Here is a 20,060-nt window from a genome sequence, read left to right as displayed (position 1 = left end):
CGTCAGCCTTTGTGGATCTCGTCGAGGGCCGCGTCCTCAATGACGCGCAGGTGCGCGAGCATCTCGTCGTAGCGGTCGGGGGTGAGGTTCATGCGGTCGAGTTCGTGAAACACGACGGTGTAGTTCAGCCCGTAGGCCCCGCCGGGGCCCACGTTCCACTGCCGCCAGATGCGGCTGAAAAACTGGATAGCGTCCCAAGCCTCCGGCCACACGTCCACGTGTGGCTCGGGGAAGTGCTTCAGCTTCAGGCCAGTGCCGGCGAGTTCCGCTTCACTCGGGCGCCGCCAGTACAGCGCCCGAGTGGCGGCCGTCAGTTTTTTTCCAGTTCCTTCCGGCGCGCCTGGTGGAAGCCGGCGAACAGAATCTCGACGATCCCCGGGTATTCATCCTCGAAGGCCATCACGCCTTCCTCGGTGAGGTCGAAGTCCGTGTCCCACGAGTCCACCAGGAACGCGATCAGCCCGGCCATCGTCGCGCCGGATTCCAAGCGTTCCCGAACTTCCGACTGCTTCCTGTTGTGGTAGGTGACTTCCAGCTTGTCCGTGGAACCTTGGCCTGAGATGGTCAGGGTCGCCGGCAGCACCTTGGGGCCGTTGCCTTTCTTCAGGCTCATGCAGCCTCCACCAGCACGGCGTCGCCAAGGGCGGTGAACGTCGCCGTATTGCCCATGGGGTTGTTGGCGGCGGTGGTCGGGTCAGCGTCGAACGAGAAGTACCCGTAGCGGTAGATCGTGTCGCCGTCCGGCAGCTTGCAGCGCAGAACGATCGGCTTCCGTTTACGGTCGGCGGCCTTCGCAGCGGCATACCAGGGCAGCTTCGGGTCGAAATACAGCGGAAGGGTGAACGTCTTCGCGTTCTTGACCGTCGGCACGCTGATCTGACGGCTGGCCTCGAGAAACTGGCCGGTCCAGAACTGCTGGTCACCGCCGCTCGTCGAGACATCACCCTGCTGGCTGAAATCGATGAAATCCGAGGCAACCATGAACTGCGCGGCGGCCAGGCCAGCGGGAAAGACCTCGAGGTCCGATGCATCGAACCCCAAGAGCGGCACGGTGTCGGATGCGCCCTCGGTGACCTCGCCGGCCTCCACTGCCGTATTGTTTGCGTCAGGCCACGCCGAGAGCATGACCAGTACATCGCCCTCTACGACGGACCCGGTAGGGACGGTGGCGACGGCCGGATTCGCGTTCGACACGGCCGTGGCGATGATGGCCGCGGAAAGTGCAGTCGAGATGCCGAACACGGCGCCATTGGGGAATTTCAGGCTCATGCGTGAGTCCTCAGTGCTTGACGGTGGAGTAGTCGCCGCCAAACGGCGGGCATGAAAAAGCCGCCCGAAGGCGGCCTGTGGAGCGCATTGGACGCAGGACTATGCCCGCGGGTACCAGATGCTGAAATCGGTGCGTGCCCCGTACAGCTTGAGCACGTCGTTCATCTCCGAAACCGGAGAGCCCAAAGTCTTCACGGGCAGGTCGATGGCCATCATGGCGTCGCGCACCTGGCGAGAAAGATCGCTTGCCGAAAGCCGCGTCTCGGCCCACACCCAGACCTGTACCCTGGCGTTGTCCTTGTCCGCGGCGGTCTGGTCGGCGTAGTCGATGGCAACGCCGCCGACCCCCTGGTACACGATAAGCGGGTACTGGGGGTTATCGTCGGTGATGTCGGGAGAGCAACGGCCATCGACAAGCGGGCCAAGCGCCGAAAAGATGATCTCTTCCAGGCTCATACGAATTCGTCGTCCCGCGGCTGGTAGGCCGCCCTCAAAAGCTCCGGGAGGCGCTCCCTGCCGCGGGCGATACCTGCCGCCGTGGCACGTGTGCTGGCCAAGTCGAATGCAGGCCGAAGAAAGGGATGCGCAGGCACCCAGACGGGCACGTCCAGGGCACCCGGACCGACATGGTCTTCGGGGCCGCGGCCACGCTTCAGACCCTCGCGAAGGCTCTTCTGCGCATGACCGTTGATGATCTTGTTGTAGCGCCAGTGGCCGAACTCGACGAGATGGCCGTGCGGCGCCTTTTTCGCGTTCCAGGTGATCGAATAGGTAACGTGGTCGTTGTTCGACCGGTCGTCCTTGAACGCTAGGTAGATAGCTCCCTTCAAGAGGCCGGTTTCTTCCGGCGCGAGCAGCTTCGCCTCGTCGCGATAGACCGTTCCGCTTGCCACGGCCATGGAGCGAGCAAGGCTCAGCCCTAGCGGCCCTTTGAGCTGGTCAAGGCCAGCGAGCGCGCTGCCCGTGTCGGCCTTGGCCCGGAACCCGTCAGACACTGATGGGCTCCACGCGGACCTTCCCGCGACGGGTGCGCGTGATGAATCGCTCTCCCCACTTATCGAGGCGACGGGGAAACACCTCATAGCGCACGATGCCGCGCCGAGTATCCGCGTATACGACTCTCTCGACGAGCTTCCCGTCGACATAGACCCGGCGCGCTCCACGGACATCTCCCGGGGTATGGATGTTGGGATCAACCATTGTTCGCTCCACGGTTGCACACAAGGTCCGTCCACTCCCTGCCTGCCTCATCCATCTGCACGGAGGTGATGTCATAAGGAACGCCGCCCATCAGCACGCGCATGCTCGCGTCGATCCCCTGCCGGTAGCGGATCCGGAAGCTGTAGCGCGTGACCGAGGTGGCTACGCCGTACTGCTCGCCGACGATCGTCCCCATGCCGGTCTGGCTCTTCACGTTCGCCCAGGTGATGACGTGGTCGACCCATCCCTTGATGGGCTGGCCCGCGGGGTCCTTGACCGTGCCAGGCTTCTGGATGGCGATGCGCCGGTTCAGCGATCCAGCCGCAAGCCCCATGGTCAAACCCCGAGTCCAATGCGGTGAGGCCAGAGCAGCGTCGTGGCACCGACGGGAAGCTGCGCAGCGGACGCGCTGTCGCCCATGACGACCTCCTCGCGGTTGCGGTACAGGTGACCAAGGATCAGCAGAACCGCCGCCTTTACCACCGGCGTCACGACCATAGGGTCATCGCCGGCAACGTTGTCGAGAACGGCGGCGTCGAGCGCATCGGCGTCCTTGAACACGCGCCGGTTGAGGAAGTTCTGCGCAGACTCCTCGGCCGCGGCTCCGTATACCTCGAGCAGGTTGTCGTCGTCGCTATCGGCCCGGCAGTGCGCGCGGGCCTCATCGATCGTGACCAGGTCCACGTTAGGCCTGCGGAGTCAGCGCGGACGTCAGGGCATCGACGACACCCTTGCGCGGCTTCTCGCTCGCGGTTTCGGTCGCCAGCGCGGCCTTGAGCAGTTCCTCGTCGGCACCTTCGATCCGTGCGGTGACATCAGGGACCGTGCCGTCGACGAAGGCAGCAGCGAGGGTGGGAAGATCGCGGGCGGGCTTGGTATCCTGCTCCTGTTCTTCCTCGTCGAGATCCGTCTCGCCAGCCGGCTCAGCCGGCGCCGGGGCCGGAGGCACGGAGGCCGCGTCGACGTGCTGCTCGGAGACTCGCACCGCGTTTCCCTTACGGACGAACAGCTCGCCGAGGCTGCTGTCCATGGTCGCGATCATGCCGGCGCGCGGGTCCGGCGGGATGAACTTGATCTGCATGTCGTCTCTCCTGAGGGCGGCCCGGAGATCCGGGCCGCCGATGGATCAGGCGTCGGCCACGTTACCCAGGTCGCCGTAGATGAACGCCTGCGGGCGGTACACGGCGAGCGCGAGCCGCTCCTCGGCGAGGATCGTGACCAGGTTCTTCACGAAGTCGTCCTCGTTCTCGGTAGCCACCTCGACGCGCGCTTGCCAGCGGTCGAAGATCTGCGCACCGAGACGAAAGGCGCCAGTGAGGAATTTGTCGACCTCGATCGCCTGCGTGGCGACCACAGGGCGGTTCCACAGCGTCGCGCCGATGACACCCTGGGGATTGCCGATGATGTACCGGCCGGTGGTGTCCTTCGTGAGCTCGATTCGAGCCCAGTCGGTCGGATTGAGGACGATGCCAGTCGCCGGGAACTCAGCGAGCTCTGCCTGCAGCATGGCCAGGCGGATCTTGTCGATCACCGTAGCGCTACCCGGATCGAACGGGGCGACGTAAGCCGTTGCCTGCGGGATGATGCCGAGCAGGTTCTGGCCCGTACCGTCGCCGTTGAGTAGCTGCTGCTCTTCCTTGAATGCCAGTCCATAGCGAAGGCGACCGTCGATGTAGCTCGCCAGCTGCGCAGCGTCGTCGAGCACCTGGCGAGAAGCCTTCATGAAGTGCGCGATGACCTTAGCCGTGGTGCTGACCAGGTCGAACTTCATGGTGGACTCGGGCTTCTTCGCACCCTCGGCGACCATGCCGGCGTTGTTCGTGAAGCCGGTTTCCTTCACGTATTCGAGCGCGTTGCCGTCCATGCGGCCGGGGGTGAGCAGGTCGCGGACGGTCATCCGGCGGTCCGGCGGCGCGATCACCCCCGGGACGCGGGTCACCTGAATCAGGTCGCCAGCGGCCCCATCGGTGTCCGTAGTCACGGAGGTGATGGCAGCCTTGAACGTCATGTCGACGCGGCCGCGCGGCGTCGTGTTCGCCGTGAAGGACTTGAACTGGTCGCTGTTGACGAACTGCTCGCCGAAGCTCTGGTGCTGGACGTCGCCGCCGGCGCCATTCGCCTCGATCTTCGCCAATGCCTGCTGGGCATGCTGAAGGTCAGCCTGGAGGGCACCCTGCACCAGCAGAAGTTCGTCGACCTTGGCGCGCGTCTCTTCCGACAGCTTGGCACTGGCCTTGACCTCGTTCTCGGCCTTCTCGGCGTAGGACTTCACCTCGTCGCCGATGCGCTTCAGTTCGGCCTGGATGCCCTCCGGAAGTGCCGCCAGCGCGGGTGCGGCAGCGAGCAGGTGCGAGGGGTGGGTGGTGACCAGGTGGTAGAGCGCGGTCGCCGCGGATGCGTCGATCGCGAGGAGGATGCCCAGGACGGCCATGGCCGCCAGCAGGACGATGCGCTTGTTCATGGTGGTACTCCTTGCGGGGGTCAGAGGGTGAAGCTGCGCAGCGCGGCGGCGATATCCGCTTCGCTGGGTTGAGCAACGGCCTGCTGGCCGTGTTCGGTGGGATCGCCCTCACCGCCGCCAGCCGGGTCGCCCGAGCTGGACTTGAATTCACTGATCAGGCGCATGGCTTCGGACTTCGGCATGCCGGAGGCGCGCAGGCCGGCTTCGATGCGTCGCGCGGCTGAGGCAGAGGCCTTGCCGCTGCCCTTCTCGACCTGGTCGGAGGGCAGGAGGCTGTCGGCGAAGCCGTCGTCGATCGCCGCTTGGCCGCCGATCCACGTCTCCGCGTCCATCAGCTTCGACATCGCCTTCTGGTCGGCGCCGGTGCGTGCGGCATAGATACTTGCCATCGCGTCATCGAACGGCTTCAGCGTGGCTGCAACTTCGGCCAGGTCGTTCCGGTTGCCGACGGCCATGACCCACGCGTTGTGGATCATCAGGAAGCCAGCGCGCGAGATCTCGACGGTGTCGCCGGCCATGGCAATGATCGAGGCCGCAGACGCAGCGAGACCGAGGACCTTCACCGTGACCTCGCCATCGTGCTCACGGAGAAGGTTGTAGATAGCGAGGCCCTCGAACATGTCGCCACCTGGCGAGTTGATGTTCACCGTGACCGGACCCGCCCCCATGCTGCGGAGGGCCGCAGCGACGCGCTTAGCGGTCACGCCATCGCCAGTCCAATAGTCGTAGCCGATGACGTCGTAGACGCTGATGGAGCGGTCGCCCTCGTCGTTGGCTGCGGCACGCACGCCGGCGTTCCAGCGGTCCATCGCACGCGGCTGCAGCTGGCTGCTGATGCCCGCGCACGGGCGACCCTCCGGAGCACCCGGAAGCGTCTTGATGGTCATCGTCTTACGCCCTCTTCTCTTCGGGGATATCGAGGAACGCGCGCAGGGCTGCGCGTGCCTGCTGTGCATCAGGGGCGGATCCCAACGCGTCGAGCGTGGTCATGGCCGACTGGACGGTCAGCACGCCGGCGTTGCCGCCCATCGGCTCCCTGTCCTCGAGCTCTCGCACCTCGTCGCGGGTCAAGATGCCCTTGTCCACCATGACGCCGTAGAAGGCAGAGCGGCCGGCGCTATCAGCGCGCAGCAGCCCCTCCACGTTGAATTTCGGGTAGTAGCGGAGCCGCTCCGACGGCAGCAGAAGGTCCTTCGAGATTGCCTGCTCCACGCGGCGGAGCCATGGCGCGAGCGTGAACGTCAAGAACCCGATCATCTGCTGCTCGATGCCGGTGCCCCAGCTGGTCGATTTCTCCGTGTGGCCGACCATCCATGGGGGCACGCGGAACCAACGGCAGATCGACTCCACCGAGAACGAGCGCGACTCCAGCAACTGCGCGTCGGACGGCTTGATGCCCAGCGTGCCGGCTTCGGTCCCTCCCTCCAGCAGGGGCGCCTCGCCGCGTTCGATGGAGCCGACAAGGTTGGTCTTGAACTCCGTGCGCTGCTTCGGCGTGAGGAACGAGCTGATCTTGTAGTAGATCGTCTGCAGCAGGCCGTTACGGAACGTCTGCGCAGCCGCCTTGTCGGCCGCGATGGCGTTGCCGAAGACCTTCGCGCCGTAGGCGATCACCGAAACACCGTTGATGCCGTCAAGGGTGAACCCGGGAACCGTCCATATCCGTGACGGAGGGATGATCCGCTGGTTCCCATCGGGCCGGAGGTAACGATAGACCTTGTTCCCATTCACGTCGCAGGTGATGACCAGTTTCTCTGGGTCGAGAAACGAGAGGCCGATCAGCTTCGTGCCCGCGTACAACTTTTCGGCGCGACCTGCCCCACGCAGCAACATGGAGGCCACCAGCGCCTCCCAGAAAACCGCGGCCGTTGAGTCGACGTTCGGCTGGTCGTGGATGACGAAATGCAGCGGGTGCTGCGCCGCGATTCGCTTTCCGGCACTGGTCCGCTCATACATCGACAGCGGGAGGGTCGCGATCGTCTCGGAAATCAGGCGCACGCATGACCAGACCGCGTCGACCTGCATGGCGGTCTTTGCGGTGACCGAAACGCCGGCCTCCGTGTCCATAGCACGGTCGATGTAGAGGTCTCGGTCCGCAGGCGTGAAAGAGCGCACCCAGCCGTCAACGGCGGCGCGCACACGGGCAATAAGACCCATCTTCGGCGCCACCTTCATGCGCGACCGCCCCGGACGATGCCACCCAGCCAGTCGTCCATACCGCCTCTCGATTCCGGGTTGAGCGCCATGAGTGACGCTGCGTTGAACACGGCCATCAGCGGGTCGATCTTCGCCGTGCCGCTGGCCTGTTTCGTGATGTTGATGGCGTTGCTCGTGAGAACGATGCGGGCGTTACCGACGCACCAGTTCATCATCGGCTGGCCGCCGTGAGTCATCGTGCCCTCGGCTAGCTTCCGTTCTACCGTCTTGATCGCGCCGCCTAGCTTCCAGCCCTGGCTGATGCCTACAACCTTGTCCTTCGGCACGCCTGCGTCTTCGATGGCGTCCAGAATGCCGCCGAGTCCGGCCGGATCCACACCGACCATATCCAGAAGTCCGGCCTCTTCTATCTGAGCGACGAATCCCGCCACTTGATCGACGTCATCGCCGATTTTCTCGACGATCACCAGGTGACCCTGCTTTTCGAAGTCACGCAACGCCGGCGCGACCTCTTTCCGGCGCTCAAGCACGGACGGATGGGCCCAGGCACGGGTCCATACCATCCAGTCCTTCGTATCCCGGTGGCGCCCGATGGCCGCGAAGCCAAGCAGGTCATCCAGGCCGCCGCCGTCAATTCCGACGTCGATTACGTCACAGTCGCGCAACAGGTCGGCCAAACCGACCTTGGCTGCACGCCTTTGCCAGAAGTCCGCGCCAGCCCAGCGGTCGGAGCGAAGCGCTAGGCCGATTTCGACGTTGAGGTGCTTGGCAAGGAAGCCACGCATGGACTCTTCGCCGTCGTTCTCTGCCTTCCGGAACTCGCGCTCCAGAAACTCTCGATCCACGGAATACCCCATGTTGGGGTTCACCATGTGGAAGTTCTCGGGCTTCCGGTGCTCTCCGCGCGCGATCATGTCGGGAGGGAACTCGTAGATCACCGGCACGAAGCGAGGATCCACCACCTTCCCGTCGCGCACGTCGCGTGCGTACTGCAGCTTCTGCCTGAAGACGCCAGCCGGAGGGTCATCCGATTGCGTGGTCAGGTAGATGATGAAGCCCTCGGGCCGCGAGGCCAGGCCGCCGGTGGCCTCCCGCAGCATGTTCTCAGCGTTCGGCTGCTTGCCAAGCAGCCATATCTCGTCCACCAGTGTGCCGACGGACTTCTTTCCGCCGACTGTGTTGTTGTCCGCAGCGACGACCTTCAGCGTCGCGCCATTACCGCGGTGCGTGATCGTCTTCACGTGCACCTGAACGTGCATCAGGTCTTCCAGGTCCTCGTCGTACTGGACCATGTCGCGCGCTGGGGCAAAGCTGTTGCCGGCGATCTCGATCGTCGGCGCCAAGATCGTGAATTCGGCCGAATGGCGCCAGTTGAGCACCAGCGACGCCATCATGATGGCTGCCGCGATGCTGGACTTAGAGTTCTTCTTCGGCACGCACACGAACCACTCGGTGATCAGCCGGCGGCCGGTCTCCGAGTCGTATGCGCCGAAGATCGAGGCGGCCAAGTCGAACACCCAGGGCGCGCAAGACTCCTCAATCGTGGGCGAGCCGGGCACATCCACCAGCCGCAGCTGGCGGAATACCTTCAATCCTCGCTCCGCCTCGTCCGGGAAAATGGGCGGAGGGATGATCGACTCCCCTGCGCGCAGTCGATCTGCCCAGTCTGGGCAGGCCGTTGTCCACTCCATAGGGCTAGTTCACCCGTCCGGTGCGCGGCGGCGGCGGCGCCGACGCGAATCGCCCGCCTCCAGCGCTCGCTGCTGCCTCGCGCTTGGCGTCCTTCTTGCCCTTCTCGCCCATCTTCCCATGCACGAATGGCGCGGCGGCGACCGCCATGCGGTCCCGTCGATCCGCTTCCGCCCTCGGGTTGTTCATCACCTTGAGCATGTACTCCAGCGGTGTCAGCTCCGCTGGCAGTACCTCACCCTCGAACAGCTCATCGGTCGGCGGCGGGCCAGGCGGGAGCGCCGCGACGCGCCCGGCCACCTTCTTCTTCGTCGTCTTCGCGCACGCCTTCGGTGCGGACGTCTTTTTGCCCTTCGAAGTGCTGCCCTTCGGTCGGCCAGCACCCGGGCGGGGGCCACCTCGCGGCATGCCTCACCTCGATGCGCCCGATAGGCCGGAAAGCCTTGCGCGGCGCGGGTTGTTTGATTTCCTGCCCCTGCTGCGATTAATCAAACAGGGGAAATTTTCTCTGCGTGCGGGGACGGTCGGTTTCCGGTCCATCTCGGCCCGAACTTTTCGGGTGCCCCCACCCCGCAGATGAGATTCGTTCGCATTCTGCCTCGCCCCGCGAGAGGCGCTAAGCGCGTTGCGACTCGTTCGCGTTCACCTCGACCGACCGAGGTCGGCCTGCGTCTTCCGGCGGTGACACGCCTCGGGTTCCACGACGCACAGGACCTGGCAGTTGTCGTCGGTGTCGGTGCCGCCGTTGATCAGAGCCACGATGTGGTCGAGCTCGAACTCATGCATCGCGACCAGCCGACCGCAGCCAGCACAGTGCGGATCGCGCGACCAGATGCGCAGCCGGCGCTCCTGCAGCGCCCTGCCCGTCGTCCGACGGTCTGCGGCGCGCTGGGTTGCTGGCTGCCTGGACGGCGCCATCGCAACCCGGCTACCGAGCGTCCGGAGCTTGGGCACGTTCGGCGATCAGGGCTTGCTGGAGGGCATCACGCTGGGCTTGGCACTGCCCAACGATTCGAAGAACTCGTCCGACACCTGCTGCACGTAGTCCGGCTTCTCCATCAGCGCGCTGTCCACCGGAGGCAGCCGACACTGCAACGCCGGTGGCGGCGCGGCACGTAGCCCACTGGTCGCGCAGCCGGACATTGCCAGCAACGAGATCAGCCACACGCTTGTCGCTCGCACGTTCCGCATCGGCCTTGCCCTTCTGGTAGTTCTCGGCCGCCGACTGGATACCGGCAGCCTGGTGTTCTTCGCTGGCGCGCTGAGCCGCTTCCGCCTGTGCGCTGGCCAACGTCCAGCCGGTCTGCTCGGCGGCGCGGTCGCGATTCGCCTCCGCGAGGTCTGCCCTCGCGCCTTCGCTGCGCACATACCAGCCAGCCGAGAAGCCCATGGCGAGCGCCACGAGGTAGCTGGCTACCTTCGCCCAGGCGTTCATGCGTTGTCTGCCTCGCTGGATTTCGGCCTGGACAGGCGGAAGTCTGTGCTCTGGTTCGTGCCGAAGAAGTAAGCGGTCAGCATGCCGATGGCGTTCAGCAAGCCGCCTATGATCAGGTTGAACGTGTCCTTATTGGCTGCGGGGATCGGCACATAAATCAGCGCCCATATGCAGATGAACAGCATCAGGAGCAGGATCAGCGCGACGCCGCCTTGGAGAGCCTTCGCCTCTCGCACACGTCCGCGACCGATGCCGCCCATGTTCAGTGCGTCCAGGCCAACGGCACGAGGCCCGTGCGCATCATCCGCGCCAGTTCAAGCATGCGGCGCCGCTCGTCGCTGGCCGTGGCCCGCTCGGGCCAGCGCGTCATCAGAAGGATGTCCTGCGCATCGTCCCAGCGCGACTGACTGATCGCGTCCCAGAGATCGCGGCACTCCATCAATGTGTGCGTCCCGATGACCATGGCGACGTGCGCCAGCACGGCGAGTCGGACCGAACCCAGTTGCGGGTAGATCGCTGTACGAGGGCGCAGGGAGCGAACGAAACGACGGATATCGCGTCCCAGAAGGTCGGTCATCTCGGCTTTGCTCACTGCACGCGTGGAGGCAATGCGTTCGAACGAGCCGATGCCGCGCTCCTCGATCGACTCGGCGGCGCCAAGGAACGGGGCATAGGCACTGATGTGCTGCATGGCAACTTCCGTCGCATGCGCTTCGGTGGCTTCGACCCGCTCGTGAACCATGGCAACTTCGTCGTCCTGTTCCGTCACTTCACACCCAGCTCGAACTTGGCGCGCTCCCAGCGCAGGGTGCGGTCTTCGAGGCCCGTCAGGCCGCCGTTAATCCGGCGCGTGAGGGCGACGAAGTCGCGTTCGTCGGCGATCTCGTTGCAGCCGTGCTTCTTCCACCACCAGCCAGCGGTCAGCGCGGCGTAGTCCTCGCGCTCCAGCAGCGGCGGGCTATGGACGAAGTCCACGCCAAACTCCTTCGACGCTGCCGCATAGTTGGCGCGGCCGGTGATCATGATCAGGCCACGGCCCTTGAACCGTTCACCGTCACCCGGCTGGGTGTTGCCCAAGTCCGCGCGACCCTCGTAGCCCTTCTGCTGCTTAGTCGGCCCCCAGATTTCCCTGGTAAGCGAGAATCCAGCCGACTCATGACCGACCTGCGCAATGAACATCGCCATGCGCCAGTCGAACTCGATGTCGTACAGATGCATGGCCGTGGAGAGCGGTTCCGCCCACAGCTTGGCGCGCGGCAGCGAGATACCCGCCACCTTGCTCAGCGTCTGGGCTTCCATGGCTTCTCCGAATAGGTTGGCCGCCTCGCCAGGGGAGGCGACGAGACGACCGATCGTCCCCGCGGCGGGACGAAAACGACGAAGCCCAGCGCTTGGCTGGGCTTCAGTGGGTTGTATCACTAGGCGCGAGTGTAGTGATTTTTTGGGTGGGCATCACCCACCCAAGATTAGGTGGCACTCGCGAAGTCGATCACGGCCTCAATGAAGACCTCCCACTCTGCAGTGGTGAATTCAAGACCGAGGAGTTGTTCATCGCCGTCGTATATGCCGCAACTGTCCAGTTTGATTGGCCGGTGGCCGCGGCTGTCGTAGGGTGCCGACCACCACGCGCCCCGGATCGATGTACCCCAGCTTATCGCCTGCGAGAAGAACGGCATATTGCACATGACCAAATACCAGGTGTAGTCCTCCTGGCTTCGGTTGATATATTCGTAGGTAGCCTTGGCACTGATGGCGCGGCAAACGTCAACGGCACGGGCTGCAAGGGTCGCATCCTGGTCGCCATCGTAGGTGGTGAAGCCGAAGACGTGCATCGAAAGGAACTCGTCGCGAGTCTGCTCCGGACCACCGTGCGTTTCCATAGCCTCACGCCAGCTGTGTTCCAGAATATCCAGCCATTCGCCCGATGTTTTCATGCCAGAGCCCCGTGAAATTGGCGCTCCGCGCTGTGAAGGTCATCGGTGCACGCCTGGAAGGTCCAATCGTAGACGCTGGCCCAGCCCTCGCGGTAGGTCTTCCACGAGAACCCACACAGGTCGGCGCGTCCGCGCTCACTGAGGCGCATGTGCCCTTCCCCGCTGCATTCCTTGCAGGCGCGGTACACGCCCATGTCGTTGGCGACCTGACACCGCCCGTGGCACGTCTGGCAAAGGCCTGCGCTGGCCAGCTCGTCGATCACGGCGTCACGGACCTTGGCGTATCCGGGTGCCAGTTGCGGAACCTCATGCTCACGCACCACCAGCCTGGGCCAGCGCGCGGCATGAGCATCGGCGTAGCTCCGCTGCCCCTTGCTTCCGCGCGCGGCGATCGCGAGCAGGCCGTCGAGCATGGCCGCCTCGCGGCGCGCCCATTCCTCGCGCATCTTCGCATCGACGAGGTCGCGCAACTGGCTCGCGGTCAGCTTCGCGCCATCCGGCCACCATACCCGGCACAGCACCTCACGGCCGATGCCATCGGGCACCATACCAAGGGCGGCGGCGACGTCCGTGGCCACGATGTCGGGGATGCCACCCGAGCCGATGTCGAACCGGCAGTTCTTTGGATTGAGCATGGCGAGTCGCTTTCCGGTGTGCATGGTTTTCCCCTGGTTACTTCCGCGTGTCGTGCACGGCGCCAGCGGCGCCGCTCTTCTTCTGTTGCTTATCGATCCGGCGCAGCAGCGCGGCGGCGCTCACGAGGTCACGGGCCGCGTTATCGCAGGCCTTCGCCATGGCCTCGACCTCGGTGTTAGGGTCTGACAGGCATTTGGCGAGGCGCATGGCCGTACCTAACCGGCGCGCTAACCGCTCAGCTATGCGACCCGATGCATGGATCCTGCCGATCTGGATCATGCTGGCGACACCTCAATGCGTACGCCGTATTGGTGGGGAGCGCCGCGCTCCTGGTCGTACTCGAACCGAATCCTTGTCTTGTCCCGGTCGTCGATCCCGTAAGCGTCGGCCACCCCGTCGCGAATGCCCTTGAAGACGCCCAGCAGGTTGTCGTCGTCGAGCGTGCGCGGCGCGATACGCACCAGCCGGACGACCACCGGCAGAGGTGGCCGCTTCGCATCGAGCAACGTCCAGTGTGCTGCCTCTCGTTCTCGCCGGACGCGACGGGACCGTGCACGCCAGTGCTCGCGGATGTTCTGGCTGCCCTTCAGGCGCATATCCTCGATTTCCACGATCAGCGGCTGCATGCGGCCTCCGGGAAGCGTACGGGCAGGTTCGCGATCATCCAGTCCTGGAGCGCCAGCAACGCGGCGTCGTCGCGGTACACCTCGCGGAAGAGGCGGGGCTGGTGGCCGAAGCTCGGGCCATAGGCGACGGCGTGGTCTTCGTAGCCGAGGCGCTCGAATACGAGCCGCTTGCCTTGGTGGTGGTAATGACAGAGGCACACCGTGAACCGGTGGCCACGCCGGCGACCGCCGCTGAGCAGGTGGTGGATCTCGAGGCTCTGTCCATAGCTGGCGCGGCAGCAGAATCGTTCCGTCTCGTTGAGGTAGCACGCCACGCACCCGCGAACGCGAGCCGCCACCCAGCGCTCCCGCTCCGCCTTCGTGGGCCTGGGCTTCGGCTTGGCCGTTAGGGTCTTACGGGGGTATGCCGTCAAGGCCTTGCCAGTGACGTCGAATGCCACCGTTACGCGCTTCTTCGCCTCGCGGATGACCGCAGTGGCAGCGAAACCGCGACGGGCCCGGAGCGGCGTCTTCCGGATGAGAGGGGTGCGCTTCATGCAGGGACCTTCTGCGAGGCTGTGCCCGCGCGCCAGTCGTCCTCGAATGGGACGCCCTCGGCCTGCAACTCAGCGATGATCTCTTGGCCGATCTGGGTTGCGGCATCATCGGAAAGCCTGAAACGGCAAGCGGTGCTGTAGCGGCGTTCCTCAGTGAGGAAGCCGGCTGCGACCAGCTTTCGGAGCCTGGACAAGGCAGCCACCCCGCTGCACCCGGCGATCTTCGCGAAATCCCATGAGTGGAGACTGGTCAGATGAAGCGTGTGCGGCGTTGGCGCCCGGACGGAGATTGTCCGCATTCCGCTCGCATAGTTGTGCTGGTATGCCCAGGACGAAGACGTCTTCGCGGCCTCGGTGGCCATCTTCTTCGCACTTTCCAGGTCGATGCGCTTCATGCGGCCGTCCTCCCGCGCAGCCCCGCGATGTGGCAGACGAGGTCCATCTAGATCTCCTGCAGGTCGGCCACGGTCAGCCGCTCGCCTTCTCGCTTCGCCTGGTAGATCCCGACGAGATGGTGGGCGTGCACGCGGCAGTGCCGGTCATAGTCGACGTGGCGCCAGGAATACGCGGCCACCTCCCCGTTCTCGCCGGCGAACAGGGCGACGCGGCCGTGATCCCCGATGGCAGCCTTTACCCGCTTCACCAGGTACTCGCCGTCCACGTGGTTGAAGTTGCCGATGTGCACGCGCAGGTCGCTCACCTTGCTGCGGCTCAGGCGGTTGGTGTGTCTCATTCCTCGTTGCCTCTCATGTGGGGCCGGATAGCGCGCTGCATGCGCTCGTTGTAGGTCTTCCGGTCGTCTGGCTGCTTCGCGTAGAACCGGCGCCAGCTCGCCTCGAATTCGGGGAGGTGCGCCAGCTTGTCGCCATCGACACCGATGCCGGGAAGCGGCACGGGACGGCCGAGTTCTTCGCCGGCGGCATTCACGGCGTGCTTCAGACGCGGCTCAAGGCCTGCAGCGCGGATCGGGTCCATCATCGACATCGCGAACGGGAACCGCGCACGATTTGCCTCGCGCTCCTGGTCGTAGCGCTTCCGCTCGGCATCGATCCGCGCCAGCAGGTCGTCAGGCATCCCAGTCCCTCCCGGGGCGCCAGTCGCTGAACTTCATCGTCTCGGGAATCCACTGGGCCCGAACGAGGCCCGTCGGTCCATGGCGGTTCTTCTCGATCAGGATCTCGGCCAGCCCCTTGTCGGGTGTGTCGGGGTGGTAGACCTCGTCGCGGTACAGCATCAGGATCTGGTCGGCTTCCTTCTCGATCTCGCTGGAGTCGGAGAGGTCGCCCATGTTCGGGCGCAAGTCCTTCACGCGCTTCTCCACCTCGCGGCTCACCTGCGCCAGTGCCACCACGGGAATGTCCAACTCGCGCGCAATGTCCTTCAGCCCGGCTGCCACTTCGGCCACTTGCTCGTGCTTGCGGGCGCGGCGATCGCTGCCACGGATGCGCTGGATGTAGTCCACCCACAGCACGCCGATGTTGTGCTCCTGCTTCCAGCGCCGGGCCTGCCGCTGCACGTCCGTGATGGTCACGGTGGCACGGTCGTTGATCATGAGCTGGCGGTCTTGAAGGCGGCGCACGGCGAAGAACAGTCGCTCCAGGTCGCTCTCGTCGTGCGCGCCGTTGCGGAGGCGTGAGGCCTTGACGCCACCCTCGAGGGACAGCAGTCGTGCGCCGATCTGCACGACCGGCTGCTCGGTCGAGATGAGCCCACCAGGCAGTGGCGTTCGGAACGGGTTGCCGTTCTCGTCGAACTGTACCGGGCCGCGGTACGCCGCCAGCGCAAGGTTCAGCAGCAGGGCCGTCTTGCCCATGGCCGGGCGGGCGCCGATGACGATGAGGTCCGAGTCGTGCAGGCCGCCGAGCACGTCGTCAAGGTCTGACAGTCCCGTGGATACGCCAGGTATCTGCCCGCCGAGTTTCTTCACCTGCTCGGCGGCCTCGTACGCCATGGACAAGGCCTGCTTCAGCGTGAACTCGCTGCTGGACTCGACGTGCTGCATGCCCATCAGCTCAGTGATGCCGCTGTCGATCAGCTCGCCGGTGTCGTCGTTCGCGGCGAAGGCCTGCTCGACCAGACGCGTCGCGGTGTCGATGACACGCCGGCGGGTCGAATGGTCCCGCACAATGGCAGCGTATGCGCCGATGTTCGCTGCGCTCGGGGTGGAGTTGGCCAGTTCCATGAGGTAGGTCGGCTCCACCTCGACGAAGCCGTTTCGCTCAAACCACTCGCCCAGGGTGATCGCGTCGCAAGGGTCGCCGCGATTCGCCAGGCCAAGCATCGCCTTGAAGATCAGCCGGTGGTCGCGACGGTAGAAGTCGTCGGCCGTGATGCGGCCGGACACCTTGTCGAGCGCACCCGGGGCCAGCATCAGGCCACCCAGCACCGCCTGCTCGGCTTCGGTCGAGTGTGGAGGGATGCGCAGACCCATGGTGGCCGCTTCGCTGCGGAAGCTGCTCATCGGGCCATCTCCCGCGTCAGCTCACGCCGTGGGCGCGCTACGCCGCCGCCGTTTCCACCGCCAATCCGCGGAAGTCGTTCGGCAGCGGTGCGAATCCAGTTCCGGAACGTGCCGTCCCAGTCCAGCTTCGTCGCATCCTTCCCGGCCTTGTCGTGCCAGTAGTCGCAGAACTTCGGCACCTCGATGCGAAGGTCGACCTGCGGGTGGTCAGAACCAGCCCATGCGATCAGGGCCGGAGACGGTTGCCAGTCGTCGGGAAGGCGTTTCCCGCGCTTCGGCGATGCCTCCGACGAGGGTGCAGGCGAAGCTTGCGCCGCCTGCTGTTGATCTTTGGATTCGGTAATGGAGACGGAGACGGAGACGGTATCGGAGACGGGGCACTGCTCACTCGTGCTAACCGCACTGCTACTAGCACCATCTAGCACTGCCAACTGACTGCTATTAGCAGTCTCTCGCAATGCTACATGCGTGCTATTAGCACGCGGCGGGACGCCATCAGCGTGCTGAGCGCGTGCTTCGAGGATGCGCGCGGCGTACTCAGGCATCCGTCGAGCAGCCTCGGCCCGGCCGTATTGCTTCGTCAGCGCGGCGAAGCTGGCACGCTCGCTGCGCGCTTCGGCGCCAGCTGCCCATGGGTTATGCTCGGCCCAGTCATGGATGCGATATTCGCCCGGCTCACCGTCGAGGAAGCCGACATCCGCGAGCGTTGTCGCCAGCTCGCCGTCGGGCCCAGCCCAGTCCACCGCCAGCTCGATGTCCTCATCGCTCATGCCGGTCAGGTCGCCATCGGAGCGATTCGCGGCAGCCCAGAGGAACAGGCACACCAGGTGCCACGCCGCCGCGCCACCGAGGCGCTTCACAAGCTTCTTTGTCTTCGGGTGCGCGGGTAGCGCGGTGGAAATGCGTGCGTCGGCTGAAACGGCCATACCTACTCCGGGTTCCGGGAAAGTGCAGACACGCAACCGGCCGGATCCGGCTGTCCTCGGGCAGCTACTCCCGAGTTAGCGTGCTGCGGGTTGAACAACGAGCCCTGCGGCGATGGCGCCAGCGAGGCGAGGTGCATTTCGGCAGCCACAAGCTGCTCAGGTGTCGCCCCATGGGCCAGCACGGCAGGCATGGAGGCCAGCGCGCGCAGGTAGGCAGGGGACGACAGGCGGTTCATGGGGTGAATGCTTTGAGGGCCCGGAGCGTGCGAAGCCACACAAGGCGTTCGCGGATCGTCAAGGTGTGACGCATCAGCCGGCGCTCCGCATCAGCACGACGTTCCTCGCCTCGTCCGGCAACGCCGCGGCGAGCTGGGCCTGCATGCCGGCGAGGCTCGCCATGAGATGCGACACGGCCTCGAGCGCGGGCTTCAGGTGCGGTCGGTCGCCTTCATCGATCCTTCCGTCGGCCACGATCGGCGCCATGGCGTCGGTGACGCGCGCCGCGTGCGCCAGCATGTCGCTGAAGGACGAGAGCCCCTGGTCGGGCGCCAGCTTCTTCGCCGGCAGACGGTCGTAGCGATCGAACAGCGCCAACAGCGCGCGCTCGCGCGCAGGCTCGGGCAATGCCATCACCCACGGTTCCTCGAACTCGGCCGGGAACTCCTCCACCTTGCCGCGCAGCCAACGATCAACGATCTGGCGGTTATGTGCCCTATCCTTCTCGTGCTGCGTGCCGTCGGTCGGGTGCGGCAGGCGCAGGTTCGACTCATCAAACGCCGCGGCCGCCATGGTGTGGGCCAGGGTCACGAACGTGTCGGCGAACGCCGTGACCACCAGCTGCCGTTCGGCCTGTGCCTCGCGGGCAATGCGGCGAACCAGTTCGATCCGAGTTTCGTGAAAACGCTTCGTCATGGTGGTGAATCTCACTGGTTGAGACACTTACGCCATGGACATCACGGCGTACGGAAAAGGCGGGTTTCCCTTCGTGGCAGAATCGAGCTGCGACACCACGACCCATCAACGAAAGGAAACCCATGAAAGAGCACTACGAACTGAGGAAGGGCCTGCATCACGCGGACGCGGACCTCACCTATTCACTGGACGTTTTCGGCGACGCTCTCGCGGAGAAACAGGGGTACAAGTCGGACCTTCACGGTCTCGACGCGGTGCGCTACTACCTCATGCAGAAGCATCACTGGCTCCCGAGGGACGTGAAGGCGATGAGCTACGAGGACTTGCAGTTCGCGCTGAGCGAAGAGCAAGCAGGCTGGCTTCTGCCAAAAGACGCGCGCTAACCAGCGGGTCCTTGCAGGTGCTCGCCTTCTGTGCGAGCACCTGGCTCCTCATGAAATCGCGGGTAGCGGCCAAAGGCGACGGCGAAAAGGGGTCTATCTCTTCGAACCCGTCCTGGCGGCGCTCACCGGCAACGTCGCTGATTCGTATACCGAGCCATGCACCTACGATGGTCTTACGCGCCACCTCGGCCATCCGCCGGCCGAGTTCGGCACCGTCGACCTTGACGTCTACGGTCAACTCGCCGACGCGAGTCGATCGACGCTGCATGCGCGCCAGCCACACAAGGTTGCCAGCGGCGATGGCCAGCGCCAGCAAGGAAACGATCAGGCTCATGGGCGCCTCTCAGTTCGATTCGGGGTCGTCGCCTTGAACACCATCCACATGGACGGAGAGGCAAACGTCAGTAGGCAGAGGATGTCGGTGAGCACGTCAGGCCACCTTCCCGGCGGGGACTGGGTCGACCGGAGGCTTCGCGCCGGAAAGGTGCAGGTGGTGCAGGCGCACAGCTGCCATTCCCCTGGGCTCCTGCGACCTGCCCTGCTTGATGTCCGACAGGGCTTGAGGCGAGCAGCCAATGGCTGAGGCGAGCGCGGTGAGCGACCAGCCGTCGTTCTGCAAATCTGCGATTCGTTCGGACCATGGCTTCATGGGGCGAAGCCTATGGCATCCCATAACTCGCTGTCAACGGCATCCCATAACGTCTTTCCATAACCATTCGCCCATGACCGTGGGTGAACGAATCAAGGAGGCGCGCCAGCGCCTGAAGATGTCTCGGCCTGCTCTGGCAAAGGCTGCGGACCTGCCATATCCGACACTGGCCGGTATCGAGAACAGCGATCAGTCGTCAAGCACGAAGCTCCACGTGCTGGCGAAGGCTCTCCGCGTGCGCGTGGAGTGGCTGGAAACCGGCAAAGGCCCCATGGAAGCGAGCGACGAGCCGCCGGCCGAGGAAGGCTGGGCCGACATCGTCGGGGTTCGCCAGGCGGCCGCCCTGGGCGATGGCGCCGTGGTCGACGAATACGCCGAGACACATAAACTGAAGTTTCGGGCCGAGAGCCTGCGCCGGAAGAAGCTCCACGCCGACCGCCTCGCAGTCCTCTATGGCCGGGGCGACTCCATGTCCCCGACCATAAAGAACGGGGACGCCATCCTCTTCGACACTTCAGATATCGAGCCGCGGGACGACAAGATCTACGTGATCAGCTACGAGGGCGACCTCATGGCCAAGCGGCTGGTCGAGCTGGGCGGCCGCTGGTTCATCGCCAGCGACAATAAGGACGACCCGAAGTGGCGTAAGCCTGTAGCGGTCGACGAATCGAGGCAGTTCGAGATCCATGGCCGGGTGCGGTGGATCGGGAGCTGGGAGGACTAGCCGATCGTTGTAGGCGAAGTCCTACAGACGGGCGCAGTCCTCAATGCGAAAATCTGGCTTCA

General features: G+C 64.9%; 33 protein-coding genes. 2 read left to right on the top strand and 31 right to left on the bottom strand.

The features are described 5' to 3' along the window. Positions 1 to 2: 2 nt before the first annotated feature. The 30 genes from HBF26_RS17305 to HBF26_RS17160 all read right to left on the bottom strand — a co-directional run bounded on the left by HBF26_RS17305 (position 3) and on the right by HBF26_RS17160 (position 18,242). The gene (locus tag HBF26_RS17305; protein WP_240151410.1) at positions 3 to 242 is read right to left on the bottom strand and encodes a DUF1799 domain-containing protein; all 240 of its coding nucleotides are present in this window, start codon (positions 240 to 242) and stop codon (positions 3 to 5) included. Between the two features lie 68 nt (positions 243 to 310). After that, entirely contained in the window at positions 311 to 613 is a 303-nt protein-coding gene (locus tag HBF26_RS17300) for a phage tail assembly chaperone (RefSeq protein ID WP_167129247.1), read from the bottom strand. Continuing rightward, a complete protein-coding gene (locus HBF26_RS17295; protein WP_167129245.1) occupies positions 610 to 1,269 on the bottom strand; it encodes a phage tail tube protein in 660 nt (219 codons plus the stop codon). Before HBF26_RS17295 ends, HBF26_RS17300 begins: the two co-directional genes overlap by 4 nt. A 99-nt stretch (positions 1,270 to 1,368) precedes the next feature. Next, complete coding sequence (gene gp17 / locus HBF26_RS17290; protein WP_167129243.1) at positions 1,369 to 1,725, bottom strand: tail completion protein gp17; 357 nt, start codon at positions 1,723 to 1,725, stop codon at positions 1,369 to 1,371. Next, the gene (locus HBF26_RS17285; RefSeq protein ID WP_167129241.1) at positions 1,722 to 2,264 is read right to left on the bottom strand and encodes an HK97-gp10 family putative phage morphogenesis protein; all 543 of its coding nucleotides are present in this window, start codon (positions 2,262 to 2,264) and stop codon (positions 1,722 to 1,724) included. The genes gp17 and HBF26_RS17285 overlap by 4 nt, the downstream gene beginning before the upstream one ends. Before the next feature lie 197 nt (positions 2,265 to 2,461). Next, positions 2,462 to 2,803 (bottom strand): phage head closure protein, encoded by a 342-nt coding sequence (locus HBF26_RS17280; protein WP_167129343.1) that lies wholly within the window; start codon positions 2,801 to 2,803, stop codon positions 2,462 to 2,464. A gap of 2 nt (positions 2,804 to 2,805) precedes the next feature. Then, positions 2,806 to 3,153 carry a head-tail connector protein gene (locus HBF26_RS17275; RefSeq protein WP_167129239.1) on the bottom strand — a complete coding sequence of 116 codons (348 nt, stop codon included), beginning with the start codon at positions 3,151 to 3,153 and terminating at the stop codon, positions 2,806 to 2,808. Position 3,154: 1 nt separating this feature from the next. After that, positions 3,155 to 3,550 carry a hypothetical protein gene (locus HBF26_RS17270; protein ID WP_167129237.1) on the bottom strand — a complete coding sequence of 132 codons (396 nt, stop codon included), beginning with the start codon at positions 3,548 to 3,550 and terminating at the stop codon, positions 3,155 to 3,157. 45 nt (positions 3,551 to 3,595) lie between these two features. After that, the gene (locus tag HBF26_RS17265; RefSeq protein ID WP_167129235.1) at positions 3,596 to 4,930 is read right to left on the bottom strand and encodes a phage major capsid protein; all 1,335 of its coding nucleotides are present in this window, start codon (positions 4,928 to 4,930) and stop codon (positions 3,596 to 3,598) included. Positions 4,931 to 4,950: 20 nt separating this feature from the next. Continuing rightward, positions 4,951 to 5,817 carry a head maturation protease, ClpP-related gene (locus tag HBF26_RS17260; protein ID WP_167129233.1) on the bottom strand — a complete coding sequence of 289 codons (867 nt, stop codon included), beginning with the start codon at positions 5,815 to 5,817 and terminating at the stop codon, positions 4,951 to 4,953. Between the two features lie 4 nt (positions 5,818 to 5,821). Continuing rightward, the gene (locus HBF26_RS17255) at positions 5,822 to 7,105 is read right to left on the bottom strand and encodes a phage portal protein (protein ID WP_167129231.1); all 1,284 of its coding nucleotides are present in this window, start codon (positions 7,103 to 7,105) and stop codon (positions 5,822 to 5,824) included. Next, positions 7,102 to 8,679, bottom strand: coding sequence for a terminase large subunit (locus HBF26_RS17250; protein ID WP_205287668.1), 1,578 nt, complete (start codon positions 8,677 to 8,679; stop codon positions 7,102 to 7,104). Before HBF26_RS17250 ends, HBF26_RS17255 begins: the two co-directional genes overlap by 4 nt. A 103-nt stretch (positions 8,680 to 8,782) precedes the next feature. Then, positions 8,783 to 9,076, bottom strand: a complete 294-nt coding sequence (locus HBF26_RS17245; RefSeq protein WP_167129228.1) for a terminase small subunit — start codon at positions 9,074 to 9,076, stop codon at positions 8,783 to 8,785. Positions 9,077 to 9,418: 342 nt separating this feature from the next. Further along, positions 9,419 to 9,694: an HNH endonuclease gene (locus HBF26_RS19810; protein WP_167129226.1), complete on the bottom strand. Its 276-nt coding sequence runs from the start codon at positions 9,692 to 9,694 to the stop codon at positions 9,419 to 9,421. 10 nt (positions 9,695 to 9,704) lie between these two features. Next, the gene (locus HBF26_RS17235; RefSeq protein WP_167129224.1) at positions 9,705 to 10,211 is read right to left on the bottom strand and encodes a lysis system spanin subunit; all 507 of its coding nucleotides are present in this window, start codon (positions 10,209 to 10,211) and stop codon (positions 9,705 to 9,707) included. Continuing rightward, positions 10,208 to 10,471 (bottom strand): hypothetical protein, encoded by a 264-nt coding sequence (locus HBF26_RS17230; RefSeq protein ID WP_167129222.1) that lies wholly within the window; start codon positions 10,469 to 10,471, stop codon positions 10,208 to 10,210. Before HBF26_RS17230 ends, HBF26_RS17235 begins: the two co-directional genes overlap by 4 nt. Positions 10,472 to 10,473: 2 nt before the next feature. Next, entirely contained in the window at positions 10,474 to 10,902 is a 429-nt protein-coding gene (locus tag HBF26_RS17225; RefSeq protein ID WP_167129221.1) for a hypothetical protein, read from the bottom strand. A 74-nt stretch (positions 10,903 to 10,976) separates the two neighbouring features. Next, on the bottom strand, positions 10,977 to 11,510 hold the full coding sequence (locus HBF26_RS17220; RefSeq protein WP_167129219.1) for a glycoside hydrolase family 19 protein: 534 nt from the start codon (positions 11,508 to 11,510) through the stop codon (positions 10,977 to 10,979). 167 nt (positions 11,511 to 11,677) lie between these two features. Further along, positions 11,678 to 12,145 (bottom strand): hypothetical protein, encoded by a 468-nt coding sequence (locus HBF26_RS17215; RefSeq protein WP_167129217.1) that lies wholly within the window; start codon positions 12,143 to 12,145, stop codon positions 11,678 to 11,680. Further along, complete coding sequence (locus HBF26_RS17210; RefSeq protein WP_167129215.1) at positions 12,142 to 12,804, bottom strand: hypothetical protein; 663 nt, start codon at positions 12,802 to 12,804, stop codon at positions 12,142 to 12,144. The genes HBF26_RS17215 and HBF26_RS17210 overlap by 4 nt, the downstream gene beginning before the upstream one ends. A 13-nt stretch (positions 12,805 to 12,817) precedes the next feature. Further along, positions 12,818 to 12,988 carry a hypothetical protein gene (locus tag HBF26_RS17205; RefSeq protein ID WP_167129213.1) on the bottom strand — a complete coding sequence of 57 codons (171 nt, stop codon included), beginning with the start codon at positions 12,986 to 12,988 and terminating at the stop codon, positions 12,818 to 12,820. Positions 12,989 to 13,056: 68 nt separating this feature from the next. After that, entirely contained in the window at positions 13,057 to 13,407 is a 351-nt protein-coding gene (locus HBF26_RS17200; RefSeq protein ID WP_167129211.1) for an endodeoxyribonuclease RusA, read from the bottom strand. Next, positions 13,395 to 13,943 (bottom strand): Ref family recombination enhancement nuclease, encoded by a 549-nt coding sequence (locus HBF26_RS17195; RefSeq protein WP_167129209.1) that lies wholly within the window; start codon positions 13,941 to 13,943, stop codon positions 13,395 to 13,397. The genes HBF26_RS17200 and HBF26_RS17195 overlap by 13 nt, the downstream gene beginning before the upstream one ends. Then, positions 13,940 to 14,338, bottom strand: coding sequence for a hypothetical protein (locus HBF26_RS17190; protein ID WP_167129207.1), 399 nt, complete (start codon positions 14,336 to 14,338; stop codon positions 13,940 to 13,942). The genes HBF26_RS17195 and HBF26_RS17190 overlap by 4 nt, the downstream gene beginning before the upstream one ends. Before the next feature lie 47 nt (positions 14,339 to 14,385). Then, complete coding sequence (locus HBF26_RS17185; RefSeq protein WP_167129205.1) at positions 14,386 to 14,676, bottom strand: hypothetical protein; 291 nt, start codon at positions 14,674 to 14,676, stop codon at positions 14,386 to 14,388. After that, complete coding sequence (locus tag HBF26_RS17180; RefSeq protein ID WP_167129203.1) at positions 14,673 to 15,017, bottom strand: hypothetical protein; 345 nt, start codon at positions 15,015 to 15,017, stop codon at positions 14,673 to 14,675. The genes HBF26_RS17185 and HBF26_RS17180 overlap by 4 nt, the downstream gene beginning before the upstream one ends. Next, a complete protein-coding gene (dnaB, locus tag HBF26_RS17175) occupies positions 15,010 to 16,404 on the bottom strand; it encodes a replicative DNA helicase (protein WP_167129201.1) in 1,395 nt (464 codons plus the stop codon). The genes HBF26_RS17180 and dnaB overlap by 8 nt, the downstream gene beginning before the upstream one ends. Next, the gene (locus tag HBF26_RS17170; protein ID WP_167129199.1) at positions 16,401 to 17,330 is read right to left on the bottom strand and encodes a hypothetical protein; all 930 of its coding nucleotides are present in this window, start codon (positions 17,328 to 17,330) and stop codon (positions 16,401 to 16,403) included. The genes dnaB and HBF26_RS17170 overlap by 4 nt, the downstream gene beginning before the upstream one ends. 2 nt (positions 17,331 to 17,332) lie before the next feature. Next, entirely contained in the window at positions 17,333 to 17,566 is a 234-nt protein-coding gene (locus tag HBF26_RS17165) for a hypothetical protein (protein ID WP_167129198.1), read from the bottom strand. A gap of 73 nt (positions 17,567 to 17,639) precedes the next feature. Then, positions 17,640 to 18,242 (bottom strand): DUF8585 domain-containing protein, encoded by a 603-nt coding sequence (locus HBF26_RS17160; RefSeq protein ID WP_167129196.1) that lies wholly within the window; start codon positions 18,240 to 18,242, stop codon positions 17,640 to 17,642. 122 nt (positions 18,243 to 18,364) lie between these two features. Here HBF26_RS17160 and HBF26_RS17155 point away from each other — a divergent pair, with 122 nt between their 5' ends. Next, on the top strand, positions 18,365 to 18,625 hold the full coding sequence (locus HBF26_RS17155; RefSeq protein WP_167129194.1) for a hypothetical protein: 261 nt from the start codon (positions 18,365 to 18,367) through the stop codon (positions 18,623 to 18,625). A gap of 430 nt (positions 18,626 to 19,055) precedes the next feature. On the opposite strand, the gene HBF26_RS17150 is transcribed toward HBF26_RS17155, so the two are convergent. Continuing rightward, on the bottom strand, positions 19,056 to 19,274 hold the full coding sequence (locus HBF26_RS17150; RefSeq protein WP_167023503.1) for a helix-turn-helix domain-containing protein: 219 nt from the start codon (positions 19,272 to 19,274) through the stop codon (positions 19,056 to 19,058). A gap of 73 nt (positions 19,275 to 19,347) precedes the next feature. Here HBF26_RS17150 and HBF26_RS17145 point away from each other — a divergent pair, with 73 nt between their 5' ends. Beyond that, positions 19,348 to 19,998: an XRE family transcriptional regulator gene (locus HBF26_RS17145; protein WP_167129192.1), complete on the top strand. Its 651-nt coding sequence runs from the start codon at positions 19,348 to 19,350 to the stop codon at positions 19,996 to 19,998. Positions 19,999 to 20,060: the final 62 nt, after the last annotated feature.

The sequence above is a fragment of the Luteibacter jiangsuensis genome (genome assembly GCF_011742555.1).
In the GTDB taxonomy this organism is placed as follows: Bacteria; Pseudomonadota; Gammaproteobacteria; order Xanthomonadales; family Rhodanobacteraceae; genus Luteibacter; species Luteibacter jiangsuensis.
Note: the sequence above shows the minus strand (reverse complement) of the source record. Positions and strands in the feature narration are given on the sequence as shown.